The sequence below is a fragment of the Acidovorax sp. Root275 genome (genome assembly GCF_001428965.1).
In the GTDB taxonomy this organism is placed as follows: Bacteria; Pseudomonadota; Gammaproteobacteria; order Burkholderiales; family Burkholderiaceae_C; genus Acidovorax; species Acidovorax radicis.
The window spans coordinates 151,616-172,530 of record NZ_LMJH01000007.1 but is presented as its reverse complement, the minus strand read 5'-3'; the positions used below and the strand labels follow the sequence as shown (position 1 = coordinate 172,530).

At 66.1% G+C, this 20,915-nt stretch carries 19 protein-coding genes; 10 read left to right on the top strand and 9 right to left on the bottom strand.

The window, feature by feature from the left end:
* Positions 1-903: MCP four helix bundle domain-containing protein (locus ASE52_RS10135; RefSeq protein WP_140426207.1), on the bottom strand; the 903-nt coding region annotated here is incomplete at its 3' end.
* 279 nt (positions 904-1,182) lie between these two features.
* Positions 1,183-1,719, bottom strand: a complete 537-nt coding sequence (ppa, locus tag ASE52_RS10130; protein WP_010458012.1) for an inorganic diphosphatase — start codon at positions 1,717-1,719, stop codon at positions 1,183-1,185.
* A 265-nt stretch (positions 1,720-1,984) separates the two neighbouring features.
* Here ppa and ASE52_RS10125 point away from each other — a divergent pair, with 265 nt between their 5' ends.
* On the top strand, positions 1,985-4,066 hold the full coding sequence (locus ASE52_RS10125) for a sodium-translocating pyrophosphatase (RefSeq protein WP_057225827.1): 2,082 nt from the start codon (positions 1,985-1,987) through the stop codon (positions 4,064-4,066).
* 106 nt (positions 4,067-4,172) lie between these two features.
* Positions 4,173-6,536, top strand: coding sequence for a DUF1631 family protein (locus tag ASE52_RS10120; protein WP_057225825.1), 2,364 nt, complete (start codon positions 4,173-4,175; stop codon positions 6,534-6,536).
* Positions 6,537-6,845: 309 nt separating this feature from the next.
* On the opposite strand, the gene ASE52_RS10115 is transcribed toward ASE52_RS10120, so the two are convergent.
* Genes ASE52_RS10115 through ASE52_RS10105 form a run of 3 tightly spaced genes read right to left on the bottom strand, consistent with a single transcriptional unit; the run spans position 6,846 to position 9,355 of the window.
* Entirely contained in the window at positions 6,846-8,273 is a 1,428-nt protein-coding gene (locus ASE52_RS10115; protein WP_057225823.1) for a sensor histidine kinase, read from the bottom strand.
* Positions 8,270-8,953, bottom strand: coding sequence for a response regulator transcription factor (locus tag ASE52_RS10110; protein WP_057225821.1), 684 nt, complete (start codon positions 8,951-8,953; stop codon positions 8,270-8,272). The genes ASE52_RS10115 and ASE52_RS10110 overlap by 4 nt, the downstream gene beginning before the upstream one ends.
* Before the next feature lie 6 nt (positions 8,954-8,959).
* A complete protein-coding gene (locus ASE52_RS10105; RefSeq protein ID WP_057225819.1) occupies positions 8,960-9,355 on the bottom strand; it encodes a PepSY domain-containing protein in 396 nt (131 codons plus the stop codon).
* 112 nt (positions 9,356-9,467) lie between these two features.
* Between ASE52_RS10105 and ASE52_RS10100 the strand changes: the two genes are divergently transcribed.
* From ASE52_RS10100 to ASE52_RS10080, 5 genes are all read left to right on the top strand, one after another.
* A complete protein-coding gene (locus tag ASE52_RS10100) occupies positions 9,468-9,872 on the top strand; it encodes a DUF1924 domain-containing protein (protein WP_140426206.1) in 405 nt (134 codons plus the stop codon).
* 11 nt (positions 9,873-9,883) lie between these two features.
* Complete coding sequence (locus ASE52_RS10095; RefSeq protein WP_057225817.1) at positions 9,884-10,408, top strand: diheme cytochrome c; 525 nt, start codon at positions 9,884-9,886, stop codon at positions 10,406-10,408.
* Positions 10,409-10,453: 45 nt separating this feature from the next.
* The gene (locus ASE52_RS10090; RefSeq protein ID WP_057225815.1) at positions 10,454-11,221 is read left to right on the top strand and encodes a cytochrome b/b6 domain-containing protein; all 768 of its coding nucleotides are present in this window, start codon (positions 10,454-10,456) and stop codon (positions 11,219-11,221) included.
* A 32-nt stretch (positions 11,222-11,253) separates the two neighbouring features.
* Positions 11,254-11,418 carry a rubredoxin gene (locus ASE52_RS10085; RefSeq protein ID WP_082606832.1) on the top strand — a complete coding sequence of 55 codons (165 nt, stop codon included), beginning with the start codon at positions 11,254-11,256 and terminating at the stop codon, positions 11,416-11,418.
* A 383-nt stretch (positions 11,419-11,801) separates the two neighbouring features.
* Positions 11,802-14,318: a cation-translocating P-type ATPase gene (locus tag ASE52_RS10080; protein ID WP_057225811.1), complete on the top strand. Its 2,517-nt coding sequence runs from the start codon at positions 11,802-11,804 to the stop codon at positions 14,316-14,318.
* Here ASE52_RS10080 and ASE52_RS10075 read toward each other — a convergent pair.
* A complete protein-coding gene (locus tag ASE52_RS10075) occupies positions 14,315-14,929 on the bottom strand; it encodes a TetR/AcrR family transcriptional regulator (RefSeq protein ID WP_057225809.1) in 615 nt (204 codons plus the stop codon). The two genes, ASE52_RS10080 and ASE52_RS10075, sit on opposite strands and share 4 nt — an antisense overlap.
* A gap of 136 nt (positions 14,930-15,065) precedes the next feature.
* On the opposite strand from ASE52_RS10075, the gene ASE52_RS10070 reads away from it, so the two are divergent.
* Positions 15,066-15,887, top strand: a complete 822-nt coding sequence (locus ASE52_RS10070; protein ID WP_057225807.1) for a metal-dependent hydrolase — start codon at positions 15,066-15,068, stop codon at positions 15,885-15,887.
* 27 nt (positions 15,888-15,914) lie between these two features.
* Here the strand turns inward: ASE52_RS10070 and ASE52_RS10065 are convergent, their stop codons facing one another.
* The 3 genes from ASE52_RS10065 to ASE52_RS10055 form a co-directional block, all read right to left on the bottom strand.
* Complete coding sequence (locus ASE52_RS10065; protein ID WP_158004152.1) at positions 15,915-16,925, bottom strand: MBL fold metallo-hydrolase; 1,011 nt, start codon at positions 16,923-16,925, stop codon at positions 15,915-15,917.
* Positions 16,926-16,933: 8 nt separating this feature from the next.
* Positions 16,934-17,815, bottom strand: coding sequence for a bile acid:sodium symporter family protein (locus tag ASE52_RS10060; RefSeq protein ID WP_057225803.1), 882 nt, complete (start codon positions 17,813-17,815; stop codon positions 16,934-16,936).
* Positions 17,816-17,962: 147 nt separating this feature from the next.
* A complete protein-coding gene (locus tag ASE52_RS10055) occupies positions 17,963-18,487 on the bottom strand; it encodes an Mpo1-like protein (protein WP_057225801.1) in 525 nt (174 codons plus the stop codon).
* A 176-nt stretch (positions 18,488-18,663) separates the two neighbouring features.
* Between ASE52_RS10055 and ASE52_RS10050 the strand changes: the two genes are divergently transcribed.
* Together ASE52_RS10050 and ASE52_RS10045 are read left to right on the top strand one after the other, a co-directional pair.
* Entirely contained in the window at positions 18,664-19,368 is a 705-nt protein-coding gene (locus tag ASE52_RS10050) for a Crp/Fnr family transcriptional regulator (RefSeq protein WP_057225799.1), read from the top strand.
* A gap of 104 nt (positions 19,369-19,472) precedes the next feature.
* Entirely contained in the window at positions 19,473-20,906 is a 1,434-nt protein-coding gene (locus ASE52_RS10045) for an aldehyde dehydrogenase family protein (RefSeq protein ID WP_057225855.1), read from the top strand.
* The last annotated feature ends 9 nt before the right edge of the window (positions 20,907-20,915 follow it).

Sequence of the window (20,915 nt, the reverse complement as noted above, 5' to 3'; positions counted from 1 at the left end):
GGTGCGCGCCGACAGGTCGTTGTTGCCCGACGCAATCTGCGAGCTCGCCGATGCAACACCTTCAGCGTTGCTGCGCACGCCCGACACCACGCGCGCCAGGTTGGCACGCATGTCCCCCAGCGCCGTGAGCAGCTGGCCCATTTCGTCCTTGCCGCCTGGCGGCACCTCGGTCGTGAGGTCGCCCTCGGCAATGGCCCGGGCAGCCCGCACGGCATGGTGGGCCGGCCGGGAGACGGTGCGCGTGATGCCCACGCCCAGCAGCGCAGCCAGCACCACACACACCGCCAACGTGCCCAGCAACCACAGGCGCGCCCTGTCAAACACTTCCCGGGCGTCGGCATTGGCCTGCACCGCGTTCTCGGCGTTGATCTTCTGCAGCTCCCCCAACGTTTCCGCCGTGGCCACGAAGGCGGTTTCCGACTCTCCGGCGTACAGCATGCCCAGCGCGTCGCCCGTCAGCTCCAGGGTTTCGGTGGTGCTGAAATCCACGTTCTTGGCGATCTCGATCAGGTTCGCCTGCACCACGAGGTAGGCGGCCTTGCGCTGCTTGTACAGATCGAAGGCCTCGCGCTCGCGGGGCGTATCGACCAGGGGCGCCAGGGTCCCCTCGACCCGCTCCACATCCTTGTGCCGCGCCAGCACCTGTTCGGAAAACGCCTTCACCTCGGGGGCATTTCGCGCCGTGGCCAGGCCTCCCTCTGAGCGGCGCATGCGGTTGAGCAGCACCCGCAGCTCGCCCACCTGCGCGACGGTGGGCAACAGGTTCGTGGCCAGGTTGTCCGCGTTGCTGTGAATGCGCGACATCTGGACGAGCGCGGTCACGCCCAGCAGCGTGGTGAACAACACCATCAACAGAAAACCCGCCCCCAGCTTGACGCCGATGCGCATATCGGAAACTTTCATGAATCACCCTTCACATTGCGTTGCCCACACAAGGCACTTCGACGCATGCCAATCCGTATTGCTCAGCACCACATATTTGTAACCAAATGCAGTCTAACAGTGTCACAAGTCCTGCAAAGCGGGCTTTCCCCCTACAGCGAGGCACCACGCGGCCATAAAAAAAGCATGCGGGTTGTGACCCGCATGCTTTTTCGAGGGAACCCCTTGATGCTATATTATTTATAGCTACAAATTAACTCCCGTCAAGCCATAGAGGCTATTTTTTATGCCAAACCACCTTCAGGCGTGGGCCTTCTTGTAGCTTTCAATGCCGTCGACGATTTCCTTCTTGGCGCCGTCAATGCCTTCCCAGCCCAGCACCTTGACCCACTTGCCCTTTTCCAGGTCCTTGTAGTGCTCGAAGAAGTGGGCGATGGCGTTGCGGCGCATGGCGTTCACGTCGTCAATGGTCTTCCAGTGGTCGTACATGGGCAGGATCTTGGACGTGGGCACGGCAATCACCTTGCCATCCACACCGGCCTCGTCTTCCATCATCAGGATACCCAGGGGGCGGCAGGTCACGACCACACCGGGGTGCAGGGGGTAAGGCGTGATCACCAGCACATCCACTGGGTCGCCGTCGCCCGACAGCGTCTGCGGCACGTAGCCGTAGTTGGTCGGGTAATGCATGGCCGTGGTCATGAAACGGTCCACAAAAATGGCGCCCGATTCCTTGTCCACTTCGTACTTGATCGGGTCGGCGTTCATCGGGATTTCGATGACGACGTTGAAGGCATCGGGAACGTTCTTACCTGGGGGGACGTTGTTGAGGGACATGTCTTTGGAGAGTGGTTTGTTGACGGTAACCCGCGAGGCATCCGGCGCTGATGCAGCGCAATGAAGCGTCGGGATTAACCCTGATTTTAGGCGCACGCCCCTTTCTGCCCGCTTGCAAACCAGCGTTTGCCTGTAAATTGGGCCTGTTGGCCAATCGACTCCTGCCGCGAAATGCACAGGGAGCACGAGGAAGCAACGCAACGGAAGCACCACCGTCCTGCGTTGTGTTTCCTTCCGTGCAACTGAATATTTCAAGGAGTGACGAATGGCTGGAAATACAGCGCTGACTGCCCCCCTGATACTGGCTCTGGTTTGCGGATTGATTGCGGTGGCCTACGGCATCTGGGCGCGGGGATGGATCCTCGCCAAGGACCCCGGCAACGCCCGCATGCAGGAGATTGCCGCCGCCATCCAGGCCGGTGCCGCCGCCTACCTCGCCCGCCAATACAAGACCATCGCCATCGTTGGCGTGGTGCTGGCGGTTCTCATCGGCATCTTTCTCGACGGCACCACGGCCGTGGGCTTTGTGGTGGGCGCGGTGCTCTCGGGCGCCTGTGGCTTCATCGGCATGAACGTATCGGTGCGCGCCAATGTGCGCACGGCACAGGCAGCCACACAGGGCATTGGCCCCGCGCTCGATGTCGCGTTTCGCGGCGGGGCCATCACCGGCATGCTGGTGGTGGGGCTGGGGCTCCTGGGCGTCACGGGCTTTTACTGGTTCCTGGCGGGCAATGGCAACCTCACGCCCACGGCCAACCTGGCCAATCTGCTCAACCCGCTGATCGGCTTTGCGTTTGGCTCGTCGCTCATCTCGATCTTTGCGCGGCTGGGCGGCGGCATCTTCACCAAGGGCGCCGACGTGGGTGCCGACCTGGTGGGCAAGGTGGAGGCCGGCATCCCTGAAGACGATCCGCGCAACCCCGCCGTGATCGCCGACAACGTGGGCGACAACGTGGGCGACTGCGCCGGCATGGCGGCCGACCTGTTCGAGACCTATGCGGTGACGCTGATCGCCACCATGGTGCTGGGCGCGCTGCTGGTGGTGAGCGCGCCGGTCAACGCCGTGGTGTACCCGCTGGCGCTGGGCGCCGTGTCCATCGTGGCGTCCATCATCGGCTGCTTCTTTGTGAAGGCCTCGCCCGGCATGAAGAACGTGATGCCGGCGCTGTACAAGGGCTTGGCGATTGCGGGCGTGCTCTCGCTGATCGCGTTCTACTTCGTCACGATGTGGATCATGCCGGACAACTCCATCCTGGCCAGCGGCAGCCAGATGCGCCTGTTTGGCGCCTGCTTCACCGGGTTGGCGCTGACGGCTGCGCTGGTCTGGATCACCGAGTTCTACACCGGCACACAGTATTCGCCCGTGCAGCACATCGCGCAGGCATCCACCACCGGGCACGGCACCAACATCATCGCGGGCCTGGGCGTGTCCATGCGATCCACCGCCTGGCCGGTGATCTTCGTGTGCCTGGCCATCCTCTCGGCCTACCAGCTCGCGGGCCTGTACGGCATTGCGGTGGCGGCCATGTCGATGCTGTCCATGGCGGGCATCGTGGTGGCGCTGGATGCCTATGGCCCCATCACCGACAACGCCGGCGGCATTGCCGAGATGGCCGAGCTGCCCAGCAGCGTGCGCGACATCACCGACCCGCTGGACGCCGTGGGCAACACCACCAAGGCTGTGACCAAGGGCTACGCGATTGGCTCGGCCGGCCTCGCCGCCCTGGTGCTGTTTGCCGACTACACGCACAAGCTCGAGAGTTACGGCCGCGCCATCACGTTCGACCTGTCCGACCCGCTGGTCATCGTGGGCCTGTTCATCGGCGGCCTGATCCCCTACCTGTTCGGTGCCATGGCCATGGAGGCCGTGGGCCGCGCCGCCGGTGCCGTGGTGGTGGAGGTGCGCCGCCAGTTCCGCGACATCCCCGGCATCATGGAAGGCACGGCCAAGCCCGAGTACGGCAAGGCCGTGGACATGCTGACCACCGCCGCCATCAAGGAGATGGTGATCCCCAGCCTGCTGCCCGTGGTGGTGCCCATCGTGGTGGGCCTGGCCCTGGGGCCCAAGGCACTGGGCGGTTTGCTAATGGGCACCATCGTCACCGGCCTCTTCGTGGCCATCAGCATGTGCACTGGCGGCGGCGCCTGGGACAACGCCAAGAAGTACATCGAAGACGGCCACCACGGCGGCAAGGGCAGCGAGGCCCACAAGGCCGCAGTGACCGGTGACACCGTGGGCGACCCCTACAAGGACACGGCCGGCCCCGCCATCAACCCGCTGATCAAGATCATCAACATCGTGGCCCTGCTGATCGTGCCGCTGGTGGTCAAGTTCCACGGCGGATGAAGCGCACGGACCCGGCCTGACAAGCCGGAAATCCAGGTAAACAAGGGGCCTCAGGCCCCTTTTTGCCGCGTACCATGGCAGGCACCGGTTCCCGTCCTCCCAGAAGATGGCCTTGAAACACACCACACCGTCGGCCCCCGCGCCCTCCGCCAGCCATACCACGCCCTACCAGCACATCGTGCACGACGTGCTGGCACAGGCCCGGCCCTTGATGGAGCGCGTCGCCGAGGCCACGCGCATGGCCCTGCAGGCGCGCCAGGACCAGGCCCGCACACCGGGCGAACACCACGCCATGCAGGAAGCGCGGCAACAGCTGTCGCGGCTCACGTCCGTGATGGGCGAGCGTTACCCCGACGCACTGCGCAAGGCACTCGACCAGGAAGCAGCACAGAACGAGGAAAAACCCACGCGCTCCCTGTTCAGCATCCATTTCGACGACCTCGAACTGATGGACGAGGCACAGATCAACGACAGCGTGGAGCGCGCCCGCGCCCGGCAGGTACTGATCTCTGCAGTGGAGGGGCCACTGGCCGACCTCGACGCCCTGGTGTGCGCGGCCCTGGGCCTGCCCCGCGTGCAGCCCGAGCACAACCCCCTGCGCCCCGAAGTTTTCCTGCAGGCATTGCAGACCGTGGTGTCACAGATGCAGGTCACAGACCAGGTTCGGCACGACTGGATGGGACCCATGGCCCAGGCGCTGGGCGCTGAGCTGCGTGGGCTCTACCTGGCGCAGACGGATCGGCTCAAGCTCAGCGGCGTGCAGCCTGTGGGCTATGCGATGCGCCAGGCCGACGGCCAGGTGGTCTACGTTGCGCCGGCCGAAGGCGGCGTATCCCCCGGCTTTGCATCTGACAACGACCTGTCCACAGCGGAAGCCCACGCCGACCCCCTGCTCACACTCGACCGCCTGCGCCGCCTGCTGCTGGGCGAGTTCAGCGAGAACCCCGCGCTGGCGCAAGCATCTGCCACGACATCGACACCCGAGTCCGAAGAGAACTTCGCGGACCGGTTTGCCCGCGAGTTCGAGAACCCGGACCAACTTCCCCGCATCGACCCGCCCGCCACGGATTTCGCAGCCACCGTGCCCGCCGCCTTTGAGGCGCTGCAGGAGATGAACCAGGTTAGCCACATGATGGAGCGACTGGGAGGCCAGCGCTCCCAGGCAAGCGGCAATGCAGGCGCCAACCCCGCAGCCCCGCCACGCAAACATTCCGGCGGGCTGGGAGAAGCCTTGAGCATGGAGGTGGTGGCGCTGATGGTGGACAACATCGCGCGCGACAGCCGGCTGCTGTGGCCCGTGCAGCAATTCATCCGCGCGCTGGAGCCCGCCTTGATGCAGCTGGCACTGGCCGACCCCCGGTTCTTCAGCCACAAGGAGCACGCCGCGCGCCGCTTGCTGCAGGACATCACCGACCGCAGCCTGGCCTTCAGCAGCACCGAGGCCCCCGGTTTCCAGAGCTTCATGCGATCGCTCATGAACATTGCAGGCCCGCTGGCCACGGCCACCATCGAGGGGCCCGACGACTTCGAGCACGTCCTGCAGCAATTGCACGCCAAATGGGCAGAGAAGGACCAGCAGCGCAAGCAGGAGCGCCAGCGCGCCATCGAAACCCTGCAGCATGCCGAGCAGCGCCACCTGCTGGCCGCCCGGATATCGCGCGACCTTTGGCTGCTGCCTGATTTCGGCAAGGTGCCCGACGAAATCTCCCGCTTCCTGCTGGGCCCCTGGGCCCAGGTCATGGCCCAGGCGCGCCTGACCACCACCACCGGCCGCGCCGACCCGGGCCGCTACGAGGAACTGGTGGACGCCCTGATCTGGAGCGCGCAGCCCGAGCTGACCCGTGCAAACACCGGCCGGCTCGCGCGCCTGCTGCCCAAGCTGCTGGCCAAGCTGCGCGAGGGCCTGGCGTCCATCGACTACCCCGCCACCCGGACCGAGGCCGTCTTCGATCTGCTGATGGAGCTGCACCAGCAGGCCTTCAAGCCCGGTCCCAGGGTTGCCACCCAACCCCCCGCACCGCCACCCGAGGCGCAGGCGGTGGCACCGCCAGTCCCCCTGGACGATGACGACCCGTGGGTGGCCCCCTCCGAGGCCAAGGAATCCGGCTACGTGGATATCTCGCAGTCCCCCGAACTGGAGAGCGTGGTACCGGCGCCAGAGTCCGCCTCCAGCGATGCCACCGCGGTGCCCCACCTGGTGCCATTGGCGCCCTTGGCTATTGGCACCTGGGTGAACCTGCAGGTGGCAGGCCATTGGGAGCGCACCCAGTTGTCCTGGATCGGCTCACAAGGCAACCTTTTCCTCTTCACCAGTGCCTCTGGCCGAACCCAATCGATGACCCTGCGCCTTCTGGACAGGCTCTTCCAGCAAGGCGCAATGCAGGTGCTGACCGAACAGACCGTGGTGGACGAAGCCCTGGACGCCGTGGCGCAGGCGGCCATGCGCAACAGCGTGGAGAGCAGGTTGTAATTTGCTCCTGAAAGAAGAGCACCTAGCGCTTTATGGATAAGCGCCAGGGGTCATTTTTATCCCAAACATATCCTGAAAACCTGGCGCAGAACCCTGGGGGGCGGGCCCGTCACGGTCGCCGCGCTGCCTATCGTTCCTCTGGTAGTCAAACGCCATCCGGAGTGATACGCTGGGGGCGTCCAGTCCAAGGCTTTGCGACATTCGAGAGATCGAGGGGATTTGTCAGGGCCTTAGCCCGCTTCGGCGGGCTTTTTTACGCCTTCTCCGTTACGGCGGGCTATTTTTCGTCTTTTCAGCTCTGGCGGTTTTTCACACCGACTCTCCCGCAGCGGGCAACACAAGCACCACCCTGAGGCCGCCAAGGTCGGCGGGTTCCAGGTCCAGCCGCCCTCCGTACATGGCCGCCAGGTCCTGCACGATGGCAAGGCCCAGTCCCGTGCCCGGCACCGTTTCGTCCAGCCGCACGCCGCGCTCCAAGGCCTGCGCGCGCTGCGCGGCACCGATGCCGGGGCCGTCGTCTTCTACCTTGATCAAAAGCTGGCGCAACGGTCCCTCAGCGTCCTCACCCTGCGCGTGCGCTGTCAGCCGCACGGTGGACTGTGCCCATTTGCAGGCGTTGTCCAGCACGTTGCCGAGCATTTCCTGCAGATCCTGCGCCTCGCCCGCAAAGAACAGCGGAGCATCGGGCAGTGCAATGGTGATGTCTACGCCCTGCCCGGCATGCACCTTGTTCATGACACGCACCAGTCCACCCACCACCGGCTCCAGCGCCGTGCGCTGGCCGGGCAGGTGCGCCGAGGCGGCCACGCGTGAGCGTGCTAGGTGCCAGTCGATGTGGCGCCGCGCGACCTGCACCTGGTCGTGCACCAACGCAGCCAACGCTGCGCCATCACTGGGTGCCGGCGCGCGGGCCGCGTTCTCCAGCACGGTGAGCGGTGTTTTCAAGGCGTGCGCCAGATTGCCCGCCTGGGTGCGCGCACGCTCTACCACCTCGGCATTGCGGCCCAGCACGGCGTTGAAGTCATCCACCAGCGGCTGCACCTCGGCAGGGAATGCGCCCTGCAACTGGGTGGCGCGCGCCTGTTGCACATCCTGCAAGCCCCGCTGCAGCGCCTGCAAGGGCCTGAGCCCCACCGCCACCTGGGCCCAGGCGGCGGTTGCCAGCAGCACCAGCAGCGCCGCCAGCGACAGCACCAGCACACGCGTGAACCGCGCGGTGGCCGCCTGGGTGGCCTGCAGGTCGGCCGCCACGATCAGGCGCCAGCGCGCCGCATCCATGCCTTCGGCACGCACGGTGCGCTCCAGCACCAGCAAGGGCGCGCCCTGAGGGCCTGCCACCTCATGCACATGCACCGCGCCATCGGCCAGGGCATCCACCTGCAGGGCCAGGCTGGTGTCCCACAACGAGCGCGAGCGCAGCATGCCGGCACGGCCGTTACCATCGGGCGCCATGGCGTCCACCTGCCAATACAGGCCGGAATAGGGTTTGAGCCAGCGCGGGTCCGACAGCGCCTGCGCAGCGATCACCGGCTGGCCCTGGGCATCAAACCCCAGCCGCGCCGTGACCTGGTCCAGCTGCTGCACGAGGGCCGCCTCGAACTGGCGCTGCACATGCTCGCGGAACAGCCCGCTGAGCACAAAACCAGCCAATACCACGGCCACAGCCACCCCCGCCACCGTCACGGCCAGCAACCGAAACCGCAGGGAGCGCGACCAATGCAACCCACCCCGGTTCATGGTGGCACCAGGCGGTAGCCCATGCCACGCACTGTCTCGATGCGGGCAGAGTGGTTCGGGTCTTGGGAGAAAGCTTGCAGTTTTTTGCGCAGGCGCCCCACAAAGACTTCGATGGTGTTGGAGTCCCGGTCAAAGTCCTGCGCATAGATGTGTTCGGTCAGCTCGCTGCGCGACACCAGCACGCCCGGCCGGTGCATGAGGTAATCGAGCACCTTGTATTCATGCGCCGTGAGCGCCACGGGCTGGCCCGCGCAGGTCACGCGGCCACTGCGGGTGTCCAGCGACCAGTCGCCACACTGCAGCACCGCCGACGCCTGCCCGCTGGCGCGGCGTATCAGTGCGCGAAGGCGTGCCAGCAGTTCTTCGAGGTGAAAGGGCTTGGTCAGGTAATCATCGGCACCGGCGTCGATACCCGCCACCTTTTCGTGCCAGTTGTCGCGCGCGGTCAGGATCAGCACCGGCATGTTGCGCCCCTCGGCCCGCCAGCGCTTGAGCACCGTGAGCCCGTCGACCACCGGCAGGCCCAGGTCCAGGACCACGGCATCCACCGCCTCGGTGTCGCCCAGAAACTGGGCGTCGCGCCCGTTGTCGGCCTCGTCCACGGTGTAGCCCGCGCCGTGCAGCGCAGTGCGCAACTGGGTGCGCAGCAGCGTGTCGTCTTCTACCAGGAGGATGCGCATGGGTGGCTAATTGCGAGGCTGCTCTCGCCGGTGTTCTCGGCCGGTTCGTTGATCGTCGCGCGATTTGATGCGCAGCACCTCGGCCGTGCGTGCGTCCAGCTTGACCTTGGTCAACTGCCCGGCAGGTGTGAGCAGCTTGATCTCGTAAATCCAGCGATCCCGCTCCTGCTCCAGCTCCACTTCCAGCACCTGGCCGGGCACTTCGCGCTGCAGGCGCTCCAGCACTGCGGGCAAGGGCAGCACCTGGCCTGCCTGCACGGCCTGCCGGGCGCGGTCATGGTCGTCATGGCCGCTGGCCGCAGCGGACGGCGCGACCAACGCCGTGCCCCACAGCGCCCACGCAGCCACCGCCAGGCGTGCGGCGTGGCGGCGAGTGGGTGTGCGGCAGCTCGTCGAAAACATGGGCCATTGTCCTGCGCAGTTTCTGAACGGCCGATGAACGGCTCTTTCACGCGCCGTTCAGGCCGCCGTTTCAACAATGGCAACACACGAAGACACTCAAAAGGACCCCACGATGACAACCGTTCGCCACCTGGCACTTGCAGCACTGTTTGCTTGGACAGTAGCCAGCCCGAGCCATGCCGCAGACACCACCGCCGCCCAGCAGCTCGCCCACTGGAGCGCACAGGCCGGCAGTCCGGGCAACGCCGACAAGGGCCAAGTGCTCTTCACCACCCGCCACGGCGGCGAGTGGTCCTGCGCCTCGTGCCACGGCACGCCGCCCACCGCGCAAGGCAAACACGCCAGCACTGGTAAATCGATTGCGCCCTTGGCCCCGGCGTTCAACCCCAAGGCCTTCACCGACACCGCCAAGGTCGAAAAATGGTTTCGCCGCAATTGCAACGACGTGCTGAGCCGCGAATGCACGGCCGTCGAAAAAGCCGACGTGCTGGCCTACCTCAACGCCCTCAAGCCTTGAACTGCAGCACCATGAAAAAACTTTCCCAACTCCGCCCCGCTGCCATGGCCGCCGTCCTCTGCGTGCTCACCACGATGACGCTGTCCGACGCCCATGCAGACAGAGGGCGCGCCATGCCCCGCAACGTGCCCAGCGCCTACACGCAGGAATGCGCCGCCTGCCACACCGCCTACCCGCCCGGCCTGCTGCCCGCAGCGTCGTGGAACCGCGTGATGACGGGCCTGGACAAGCACTACGGCACCGACGCATCGCTGGATGCCGCCACCGTGCGGCAGCTCAACCAGTGGCTGCAGACCCACGCAGGCACCTACAAGCGCGTGAAGGAAGAGCCGCCGGAGGACCGCATCACCCGCTCGGCCTGGTTTGAACGCAAGCACCGAAAGATCGAACCCGCCACCTGGAAGCTCGCCAGCGTGAAAAGCGCCGCCAACTGCGCGGCCTGCCACACGGGCGCGGACCAGGGGCAGTTTGACGACCACGACCTGCGCACGCCGGCGGGGCTGGATGCCCGCTCACGCCGCGCCTGGAACGACTGACCGCCACGCACGGCCCTCCTCCGGAGCCCCTACAAAGAGAACACGATGAACAACACACCCACCCTCCATCCCGCCGACGCAACGGCGCAACCCACTCTGGCCAAAGTGCCCAGCCGCCGGGTCATCGACGCACCCACACGCATGTTCCACTGGCTTTTTGCGCTGTGCTTTGTGGGCGCCTACGCCACGGCCGACGGCGAGCACTGGCGGCTGCTGCACGTGACGCTGGGCTACACCATGGCGGGGCTTCTGGGCTTTCGCTTGCTGTACGGCATCTTCGGGCCGCGCACCTCGGGCCTGGGCCTGCTGTGGCGCAAGCTGGCGGGGGCGCCCGCATGGCTGCGCGCCCTGCCCCAGGCCCCATCGGTCACGCAGATCAACTGGCGCCAGGGCCAGAACCTGCTGATGGCGCTGGCCATCGTGTTGCTGCTGGCGCTGGTGGTGCCCCTCACGCTCAGTGGCTACGCCACGTACAACGACTGGGGCACTGCGCTGGGTGGCCACTGGATGGGAGAAGTGATGGAAGAGGTGCATGAGTTCTTCGGCAACGCCCTGCTGTTTGTGGTGCTGGCCCACATCGCGCTGATTGCAGGCTTGAGCGTGCTGCGCCGCAAGAACCAGGCACTGCCCATGCTCACCGGCCGGGTGGAGGGCAAAGGGCCGGACCTGGTCCCAAAGAACCGCACCTGGCTTGCAGCCCTGCTGCTGATCGCGACACTGGCCTTCTGTGCCTGGCAGTGGCAGCAGTCACCCAGCGGCTGGGTTGCCAGCGGCATATCAGCCGAACGCCAACGGCCCCACGATGACGACTGAGTCATAGCCACCGACCACGAAAGAAACACCCCATGACAATCTACATGTGTGCCGTTTTCGGCTGGATCTACGACGAGGCTGCGGGCCTGCTCGACCACGGGATCGCGCCCGGCACCCTCTGGGCCAACGTGCCCGCCAACTGGCGCTGCCCGGAGTGCAATGTCGGCAAGGCAGACTTTGTGATGTGCGAGGTGTAAGAACCTGTTCAACGTCTTTTTGGAGTTGCACAAGTACCTTGCCGGGATGGGATGCTAGGCGCGGTGCGCAGCCAATAGCTCGGCTATTGGCAAGCGCCGCAACACCGCAGACCGCCCGGCAAGGCACTTGCCCGAAGGGTTGGAGTGAAATCGGGCGATTGGGCGCCTCTGCTGCTTGCATGGGCACGAGCCCATGCGGCGCATCCGAAGCATCCACTCATCCCGATTGCACTCCAATGCAATCTCCAAAAAGACATTGAACAGGTTCTAAGGAAAGGACCCCGGGTGCGGCCCACTGCGCTGCATCAGGGCTGCAGACACCAGCGCGCGGTATAACGGTTGCACCGTTGCGACCCTCCTTGCAACGCAGCTTCACGGTCCACATGCCCACTACCGACTCCACTACCGGCCTCGACCCAGCCGTTGCCGCCCAGCGCCTGCGCGAGGAAGGCCCCAACGAACTGGGCATCAGCCAGCGCCGCACGCTGCGCGACATGGCCTGGGACGTGGTCACGGAGCCCATGTTCCTGCTGTTGCTGGGCGCAGGCGCCATCTACCTCGCGATGGGGGATGCGCACGAGGCGCTGATCCTGCTGGGCTTTGTGGTCATCATCATGGCGATCACGGTGCTGCAGGAGCGCCGCACCGACAACGCGCTGAATGCCCTGCGCGACCTCTCCAGCCCCCGCGCGCTGGCGTTGCGCGGCGGCACCCTGGTGCGCATTGCGGGCCGCGAGGTGGTGCGCGAAGACCTGCTGATGATTGCCGAGGGCGACCGCATACCGGCCGACGGCACGCTGCTGCAAGCCCACGAGCTGGCCGCCAACGAGTCGATGCTGACCGGCGAATCCGAGCCCGTGGCCAAACAACCTGCCGACAAGGTGTTTGCAGGCACGCTGGTGGTCGGTGGCCAGGGCCTGCTGCGGGTGACTGGCGTGGGACGCCACACCGAACTGGGCCGCATTGGCCAGTCGCTCGACACCATTGCGCTGCAGGCCTCGCCCTTGCGCGACGAGATGACCCGGCTGACCCGCAAGCTGGTGGTCATCGGCCTGTCGCTCTGCGCACTGCTGGTGTGCCTGTTCTGGGCGCTGCGGGGTGATGCACTGCAGGCCGTGCTGGCTGGCATCACGCTGGCCATGGGCATCCTGCCGCAAGAGCTGCCAGTCATCATGATCGTCCTCCTGGCCCTGGCCGCGCGGCGGCTGGCGGCACAGCAGGTGCTCACGCGGCGGCTCAACGCCATCGAAACGCTGGGGCAGACCACGGTGCTGTGCGTGGACAAGACCGGCACGCTCACCCAAAACCGCATGGCGGTGGCGGCGCTCTGCATTGCAGGCCAGGAGCTGGATGTGCAACACCTGCCTGCCGCAGCCGACGGCAGCGCGCTGCCCGATGCCTTCCACGAGCTGCTCGAATACGCCGTGCTGGCCAGCGAGATCGAACCGCACGACCCCATGGAGCAGGCCTTTCACCGCATGGCTGCGGACCACCTGGTGGACACCGAGCACCTGCACCCCGCATGGTCGCTGGCACGCGAATACGAGCTCTCGCCCCAATTGCTGGCCATGAGCCACCTGTGGCGCGACGGCATCTCGGCGCACGACACGGTAGCCACCAAGGGCGCGCCCGAAGCCGTGGCCGACCTCTGCCACCTGCCCGACGCCGAACGCGCCGCCGTCAGCGCCCAGGCCGCGCGCCTGGCCGACCGGGGCCTGCGGGTGCTGGGCATGGCCAAGGCACGGCACCACACACAAGACACCTGGCCCGACGCCCAGCACGACTTTGACTTTGAATGGCTGGGCCTGGTGGCCCTGGCCGACCCACTGCGCCCCGAGGTGCCCCAGGCCGTTGCGCAGTGCCGCCAGGCGGGCATCCGCGTGGTGATGATCACTGGCGACCACCCCCGCACCGCGCGCGCCATTGCAGCCCAGGCGGGCATCGCCAACGACCGCGTAATCACCGGCGACGAGCTGGCCCACATGCCACCGCAGGTGCTGGCCGAGCAAGTCCGGCAGGTCAGCGTGTTTGCGCGCATCAAGCCGCACCAGAAGCTGGCGCTGGTGGAAGCCCTCAAGGCCCAGGGCGAGGTGGTGGCCATGACGGGCGATGGTGTGAACGACGCCCCCGCCCTCAAGGCGGCACACATCGGCATCGCCATGGGCCAGCGCGGCACCGATGTGGCGCGCGAGGCCGCAGCCCTGGTGCTGCTGCACGACGACTTCGCGGCCATCGTGCTGGCGATTCACCGGGGGCGGCAGACCTTTGCCAACCTGCGCCAGGCCATGGTCTACACACTGGCAGTGCACGTGCCCATCATTGGGCTGGCGCTGCTGCCAGTGCTGTTCGGGCTGCCGCTGGTGCTGGCACCGCTGCACATTGCGTTTCTGGAGCTGGTCATCGACCCGGCCTGCTCGATCGTTTTCGAGGCCGAGGAAGGCGCTGCCGACCTCATGCAGCAGCCGCCGCGCGAGGCGAACGAGCCTCTGCTGTCATCCCGCCACATCCTGCTGAGCCTGCTGCAGGGCAGCGTGGTGACAGCAGCCGTGGTGGGTCTGTATGCCTGGCTGCTGGGCCAGGCGGCACATGCCGCCACCGCCAGCACGGCCGCGTTTGTGGTGCTGGTGGCGGCCAACGCCGCACTCATCCTGCCCAGCCGCAGCAGCCAAACCAGCTGGCGCAGCCTGTGGGCAGGCCTCACGCCCGTCAGCCTTTGGGTGCTGGGTGGCACGCTGGCGGGGCTGGCAGCTGTCACCACGGTGCCATGGCTGGCTGCACCGTTCAAATTTGCGCCGCTGTCAGTGCTGCAGTGGCTGGCCGCACTGGGTGCCGGGTGGGCCACGGTGGCCGTGTTACAGGGCTGCAAACGCTGGCTCCGTGTCGCAGCCACACCCCCTTAGAAATCTGCAGAAATCGCGGCCCGAAGCAGCGCCGCAGACGGCGCTACAAGCTCCTGCAGGGCCCCAGCCCGACCCTGCTCGATGGACTGCAGCACCATTTCATTGATGCCTCCCACCACCGCCACGGCCATCGCGGGATGCAAAGGAGCCCCCCGGCTCTCGCCAGTGCGCTGGTTGATCACTTCCAGCATCAGGTCCACCAACTGCTGATTGACCCGCCTCCGCGCGGCCAGGCCGGGCATGCCCAGGCCCAGGATTTCAATGAACAGGGTGCGCAGCAAGACCGGGTTGCAGGCCAGTGCACCGAAATACGCCGAAAGTGCCTGCTCCAGCTGTGCCTGCCAGTCGCTTTGGCGGTCGATGGCGCCGCGCAGCACCGCCAGTGCGTTACCGCTGGCGGATTCGTACAGCGCCGTGAGGCATTCGGCCTTGTCGGCAAAGTTCTCGTAGAAGGTGCGGCGCGACACGCTGGCCTCGCGCACGATGTCGGCAATGGTGGTGTCGGCATAGCCTTTGGCCGCCACGGCGCGGGCCATGCCCTCCAGCAGGCGGGCGCGGTGCTCGGCGCCCACTGCGGCGCCTGCTCGGGTGGTTTCTTGCACGGCAGTCATGGCTTGCGGATTCCCTCGTTGATGCCAGGTACTTGACAGTACCACATACACACCCCATGATTCCAGCCATCGGTACCACGAAGTACCAACAGCCCAAGACTTCCTCTTTTCACTGTGCTCCCGGAGACCCTTTCTCATGACCGAACTCGTCGTGCGACGCCTGCTCATTGATCTGGAAACGCCCTTTGACCGCCACTGGTGCGGTGGCGATGCGTTTCGCACGGCGTTCTTCAATGCGCTGTCGATGAGTTTTCCGGTGGGCGAACAATTCTTCATCGACGCGGTGAAGGGCGGGCACAAGGCCATGCCGCCCGAGCAACACGCGCAGTTCGCTGACGAGGTCCGGGGCTTCATCGGACAAGAGGCTACCCACCGCCGCATCCATGCGCTGTTCAATGGGCACCTCGAAAAGCAGGGCCTGGTCAACGAATGGGCATCCCGCGCGCAGGAACGCATGCAGCTTTTCGCCGGAGCCGACCCCCGCCACCCCCTGGCCGTGACGGCTGCCAACGAGCACTTCACCGCCCTGCTGGCTGAATGGCTGCTGGCCCACCCCGAGACCCTGCGGGGGGCGGAGCCGCGCCTGGCCACCATGTGGCAATGGCATTGCGCCGAAGAGTCCGAGCACAAGAACACGGCCTTAGACATTTACCAGGCCCTCGGCGGCAATCACGAGTGGCGCATCACCTGGTTTCGCCGCATCACCATGGTGTTTGTGGGCGATGTGCTGCGCCAGACGGTGGGCAACCTGCGCCGCGATGGCACGCTGTGGCACTGGCGCACCTGGTCCAGCGCCGCACGCACGCTGTTTGGCAAAGGGGGGCTGGTGCGGGAGACATGGCGCCCTTGGCGCGAGTACCTGCGGCGCGACTTCCATCCCAGCCAGCACGGAACCGATCTCTCGCAGCGCTGGCTGGCCGAGCACAGCGAGCAGTACGTGCCGGTTGGCGCGCAGTGAGCCGCCAAGATCGGTAGGGACTTGCCTTTAACGGCTCTGCGCCAACCCGGCCCACACATCCATCGGCAGCCATTCCAGCGGCAACCGCACGTCCACCCCCTCGCGGCTCCCGCGAGCGCGCAGGTAGGCCATGGACGCATCAAAGTCGTCGAGCGGCGGCGGCATGGGCTGCATGGGTTGGCCGGGCGGCTGCCAGAAGTCGTCCCAGTGGATGGGGATGACGCGCCGGGCACCCACGGCAGCGATCACCTCGGTCCACAGCGCATCGCGGTAGCTCTCGGGCCGCGGACCCAGGGCACCGATGCCCTGCATCACCACGTCGGCGTGCACGCCCCGCAGGGCCCCGGGCTCAAAGCCCGCGCTGCCCACGATGAGCAAGGTCTTGCCCCCATGTTCGATGTGCAGCGCATAGCTTTGGCCTTCCTTGTAGTCGCTGGCACGCACGGGCGGGTGCAAGGGCTCCGTGATCTCGCCGCCGGTGAAGCCGGTGGGCGCATGCCGGCTGGGGTACAGCGTGGCGGTAAAGCGTCCAAAACGCAGGGGCTCCCCCAGCTTCGCGGTGTGGATCTGCGCCTCGGGCAACCCCGCGCCCCGGCCCACGTTGGCCGTGGACGGCGAGCCCAGCAGCAACGCACCCGTGCGCCGTGCGACCTCTGGGGCATCCATGGCATGGTCATAGTGCGAATGCACGGGGATCACCGCTGCGAGCCTGCCGTTCTTGCCGGTAAGCCCGGCACGCTCCAGGCCCTGGGCGATGGCCTGCAGGTCGGGCTCCACCTTGCCAAGGAAGGTCTGCAGCTTGCCGGGGCGCGAGAAAAAGCCGTCGGTGAGCAAGGCCGTTTCTCCATCGTCCAGCAGCACGGTGGAGACCCCGAGGAAAGTCACCTTCAGCGGCGCCGGCGGCCCACTGCCAACGGGAGCCTTCCAATGCAGGTCCGCGTAAGGTGCGAGCGATGGATGCTGCTGCAGCGCCCACCAGATCGCAGCCAGCGCCAACAGCAGCAGGGCCAGCACCGCCAGCAGTGCCCTCTTGAACACCGTCCGCACTATGGCACCGCCCTCACAAGGGCCTTGGCCTGCCGCCGCAGCACCAGCGTGCCAAACAGCGTGGCCAGGACGTACATGCTGACCGAGTAGATCGCCGCAGGCAGTGCCAGCTGGAAATTGCCCAGCACCGACAGCGCGATAAAAATCGCCAACGTGGAGTTGTGGATGCCGATCTCAAAGCTGATGGCCGTGGCCATCGATTTATCCAGCCCCGCCGCGCGCGAAAGGTAGTAGCCCGACGCGAGGCTGATGGCGTTGAACAGCAACACGGCCGGACCGATGACCGCGAAGGATTCGACCAGCGCTGTCCATTCCTTGGCAATCGCAATCAGCGCAAACGCGGCCAGCACCACGGCGCTGAAGATCTTCATGGGCTTTTCCATGCGCGCGCTGAAAGCCGGCGCGCGCCGGTGCACCGCCATGCCCAGCACCACGGGCACCAGCACGATGATGATCACCTCGACCACCTTGCCAAACTGCAGCGGCACCACCTGGCCGGTATGGGCAAAGGTGTTGATGGCCCAGTTGGTGATGACCGGCAGGCTCACGATGGACAACACGGTGTTGATGGCGGTGAGCGAAATGTTCATCGCCACGTTGCCGCCAAACAGATGGCTGAACAGATTGGCCGACACACCGCCCGGTGATGCAGCCAGCAGCATCAGCCCCACCGCGTAGAGTGGCGCCACACCCAGCAGCACGATGAGGGCATAGCACGCCGCAGGCAACACCAGCACCTGCAGCAACAGGGCCAGCACCACGGCACGTGGGTGGTGCATGAGGCGCTTGAAATCCCCCACCGTGAGAGAAAGACCCAGGCCGAACATGACCAGCCCCAGGGCGATGAACAACAAGGTGGGAAGTACGGAAACAAAGCTCATGGGTCACACACGGTCAGACGGCTGCCGCGCTCCATTCATGCAGAAACCAAAACGACAAAACCCATGGCACCGCTGAGATGCCATGGGTCTGGCAGGGCAGATCCACCCTGACAACAAGGGAACACGGTGAAGGGAAACCGGCCTGGCTTACGCGGCTGCCTGGCTGGTGCGCAGCCGCACCGGGCCGCTGCGCTGCTCAATCGCCGCCTGCACTTCCTTGCGCAAACCCAGCGCAAAGGCCCACTCGGCCACCACAAACAGCGGGCCGACGATCAGGCCCACCAGGTCGTCCACAAACGCGGGCTTGCGCCCTTCGTAGTAGTGGCCCACGAACTGAATCACCCAGCCCACGGCAAACAGCCCGATGCCCGTGGCCAGCCACACCGCCAGGCTTTGCATTGCCACCCATTGGCCGCCTGCCAGCATGGCGGCCAGCAGCGCCGCCATCACCAGGCCAAAACGCGCATCCAGCCGGAAGTAAAAAACACAGCTGGCCACCGCGCCAAACAGCGCCGGGCTCAGCGGCAACTCGCCCACCATCCACGTGGGACGCGACAGCAGGATGACCACGGCCAACATGATCATGGGCACGCCCACAAAGTGGGTGTGGATGTTGCGCGGGTCGCGGTGGTAATCGGCGTACTGGGCCAGGTGGTCGATCAGGGTTTTCATGGGTGTCTCCTGGTATTGTTTTGAGCAGGATCAATGGTCGCCCTGCGACGGCGCCTGCGTCTGTCGGACACACGACAAAAGAAAGTCAAAGCCCGCAAGCCCAAGACCCTTCCCGTACACACGCTGGCGGACTTCCCTCGCCGCTCCCTTTGTTGTTTGCGCCCCTTCTTTCCCGCATGACCGACCCTGCCGCCTATCTGCCCGTGCTCCAGTCCGGACGCTGGTTTGCCCACCTGCCACCCGACTTTTCCCAGCCGCTGCTGGCCATGGCACAGCTGCGCCATCTGCAGACAGGCGAAGTGCTGTTCCTGCGCGGCGATGCGCCGTGCGGGCTGTACGCGGTGGTGCGCGGCGCGGTCAGCATCTCGGGCACCGGGGGCCGGGCCGACGAGGCACGGGCCGCGCTGCTGATCCGCCTGGAGCCGCCGCAATGGTTTGGCGAGATCTCGGTGTTCGACAACTCCGCACGCACCCACGACGCGCAGGCCACCGAGCCGACCACGCTGGTGCACATCCCGCACGAGCGGCTTCAGCACTGGCTGCAGGCCCACCCGCAGCACTGGCATGCGCTGGCCCTGCTGCTCACCGACAAGCTGCGTTCGGCGTTTGTGGCCATGGAAGAGCTGGCGCTACTGCCCGCGCCGCAGCGCCTGGCGCGGCGCCTGGTGACGATGGCCGAGGGCTATGGCCAGTGGACGGCCGAGGGCCAGTCGCGCCGCGTGATTGGCATCTCGCAAGAGCAGTTGTCGCTGATGCTGGCCATCTCGCGCCAAACCACCAACCAGATCCTCAAAGACCTGGAATCGCGCCACCTGGTGCGCGTGCAGCGCGGCGAGGTGGAGATCCTGGACCTGGCAGCGCTGCGCGCCACCTGCTATTGAATTGCTATCAACTATGTAGCTGCTAGCGCTTTACCAACAAGCGCCAGAGGCATTTTTTACTCAAATAATAAGCACACATTCCATTTCCGGGCAAAATGATGACCATGCAACTGAACTACATCGCCAACGCCTCGGTTCCGTCCGCCTCGGGCCGCACGATTGCCATGATCGACCCGTCCGACGGCCAGCCCTTCGACGAGATCCAGCGCAGCAACGCCGACGACATCGATGCGGCGGTGCATGCGGCGCGCCAGTGCTACCACGCGGTGTGGCAAAAGATGGCGCCCGTGGACCGGGGCCGCCTGCTGCAAAAGCTCTCGGCCAAGATCCTGGAGCATGCCGACGAGCTGACCGCGCTGGAACAGCGCGACTGCGGCAAGCCCACCAAGCAGGCACGCGCCGATGCGATTGCGCTGGCGCGCTACTTCGAGTTCTATGCCGGCGCGTGCGACAAGTTCCACGGCGAGACCATCCCCTACCCCGATGGCTACAGCGTGCTGACCTGGCGCGAACCCCATGGCGTCACGGGCCATGTGATCCCCTGGAACTATCCCATGCAGATCTTCGGCCGCAGCGTGGGCGGCGCGCTGGCGGCGGGCAACGTGTGCGTGGTCAAGCCGGCCGAAGACGCCTGCCTGTCGTTGATCCGCGTGGCGCAACTGGCGGCCGAGGTGGGCTTTCCGTCCGGCGCGCTGAACATCGTCACCGGCTACGGCCACGAGGTGGGCGACGCACTGGCGCGCCACCCCGGCATCGACCACATCAGCTTCACCGGCAGCCCCAAGATCGGCACGCTGATCCAGCAGGTGGCCGCCGAGCGCCACTGCCCCGTGACGCTGGAGCTGGGCGGCAAGAGCCCGCAGATCATCTTTGCCGATGCGGACCTCGATGCCGCCATCCCCATGGTCATCAACGCCATCGTGCAGAACGCCGGGCAGACCTGCTCGGCGGGCTCACGCGTGCTGATCGATTCGCTGATTTATGAACCACTGCTCGAACGCCTGGGCAAGGCGTTTGAAAAGCTGCGCGTGGGCCCCGCCGCCATGGACCTCGATGTCGGCCCGCTGATCCGCCAGACCCAGCAACAGCGCGTGTGGGACTTCCTGTCGGACGCCCAGGTGGCCGGCATCCCCATGGTGGCCCAGGGCGTGGTGGTGGACGAAGCCCCCGAGACCGGCTACTACCAGGCCCCCACCCTGCTGCGCGATGTGCCCGTGGGCCACCGCCTGGCGCAGGAAGAAGTGTTTGGGCCCGTGCTGTGCGCCATGGCCTTTCAGGACGAAGACCACGCCGTGGAGCAGGCCAACGCCACGCAGTTCGGCCTGGTGGCCGGCATCTGGACGCGCGACGGCGCCCGCCAGTTCCGCATGGCCAAGCGCGTGCACAGCGGCCAGGTGTTCATCAACAACTATGGCGCTGCCGGTGGTGTAGAGCTGCCGTTTGGCGGCGTCAAGTCCAGCGGCTACGGGCGCGAAAAGGGTTTTGAGGCGCTGTACGGCTTTACCACCCTCAAGACAGTCGCCATCAAGTACGGTTGATGGCGCAAC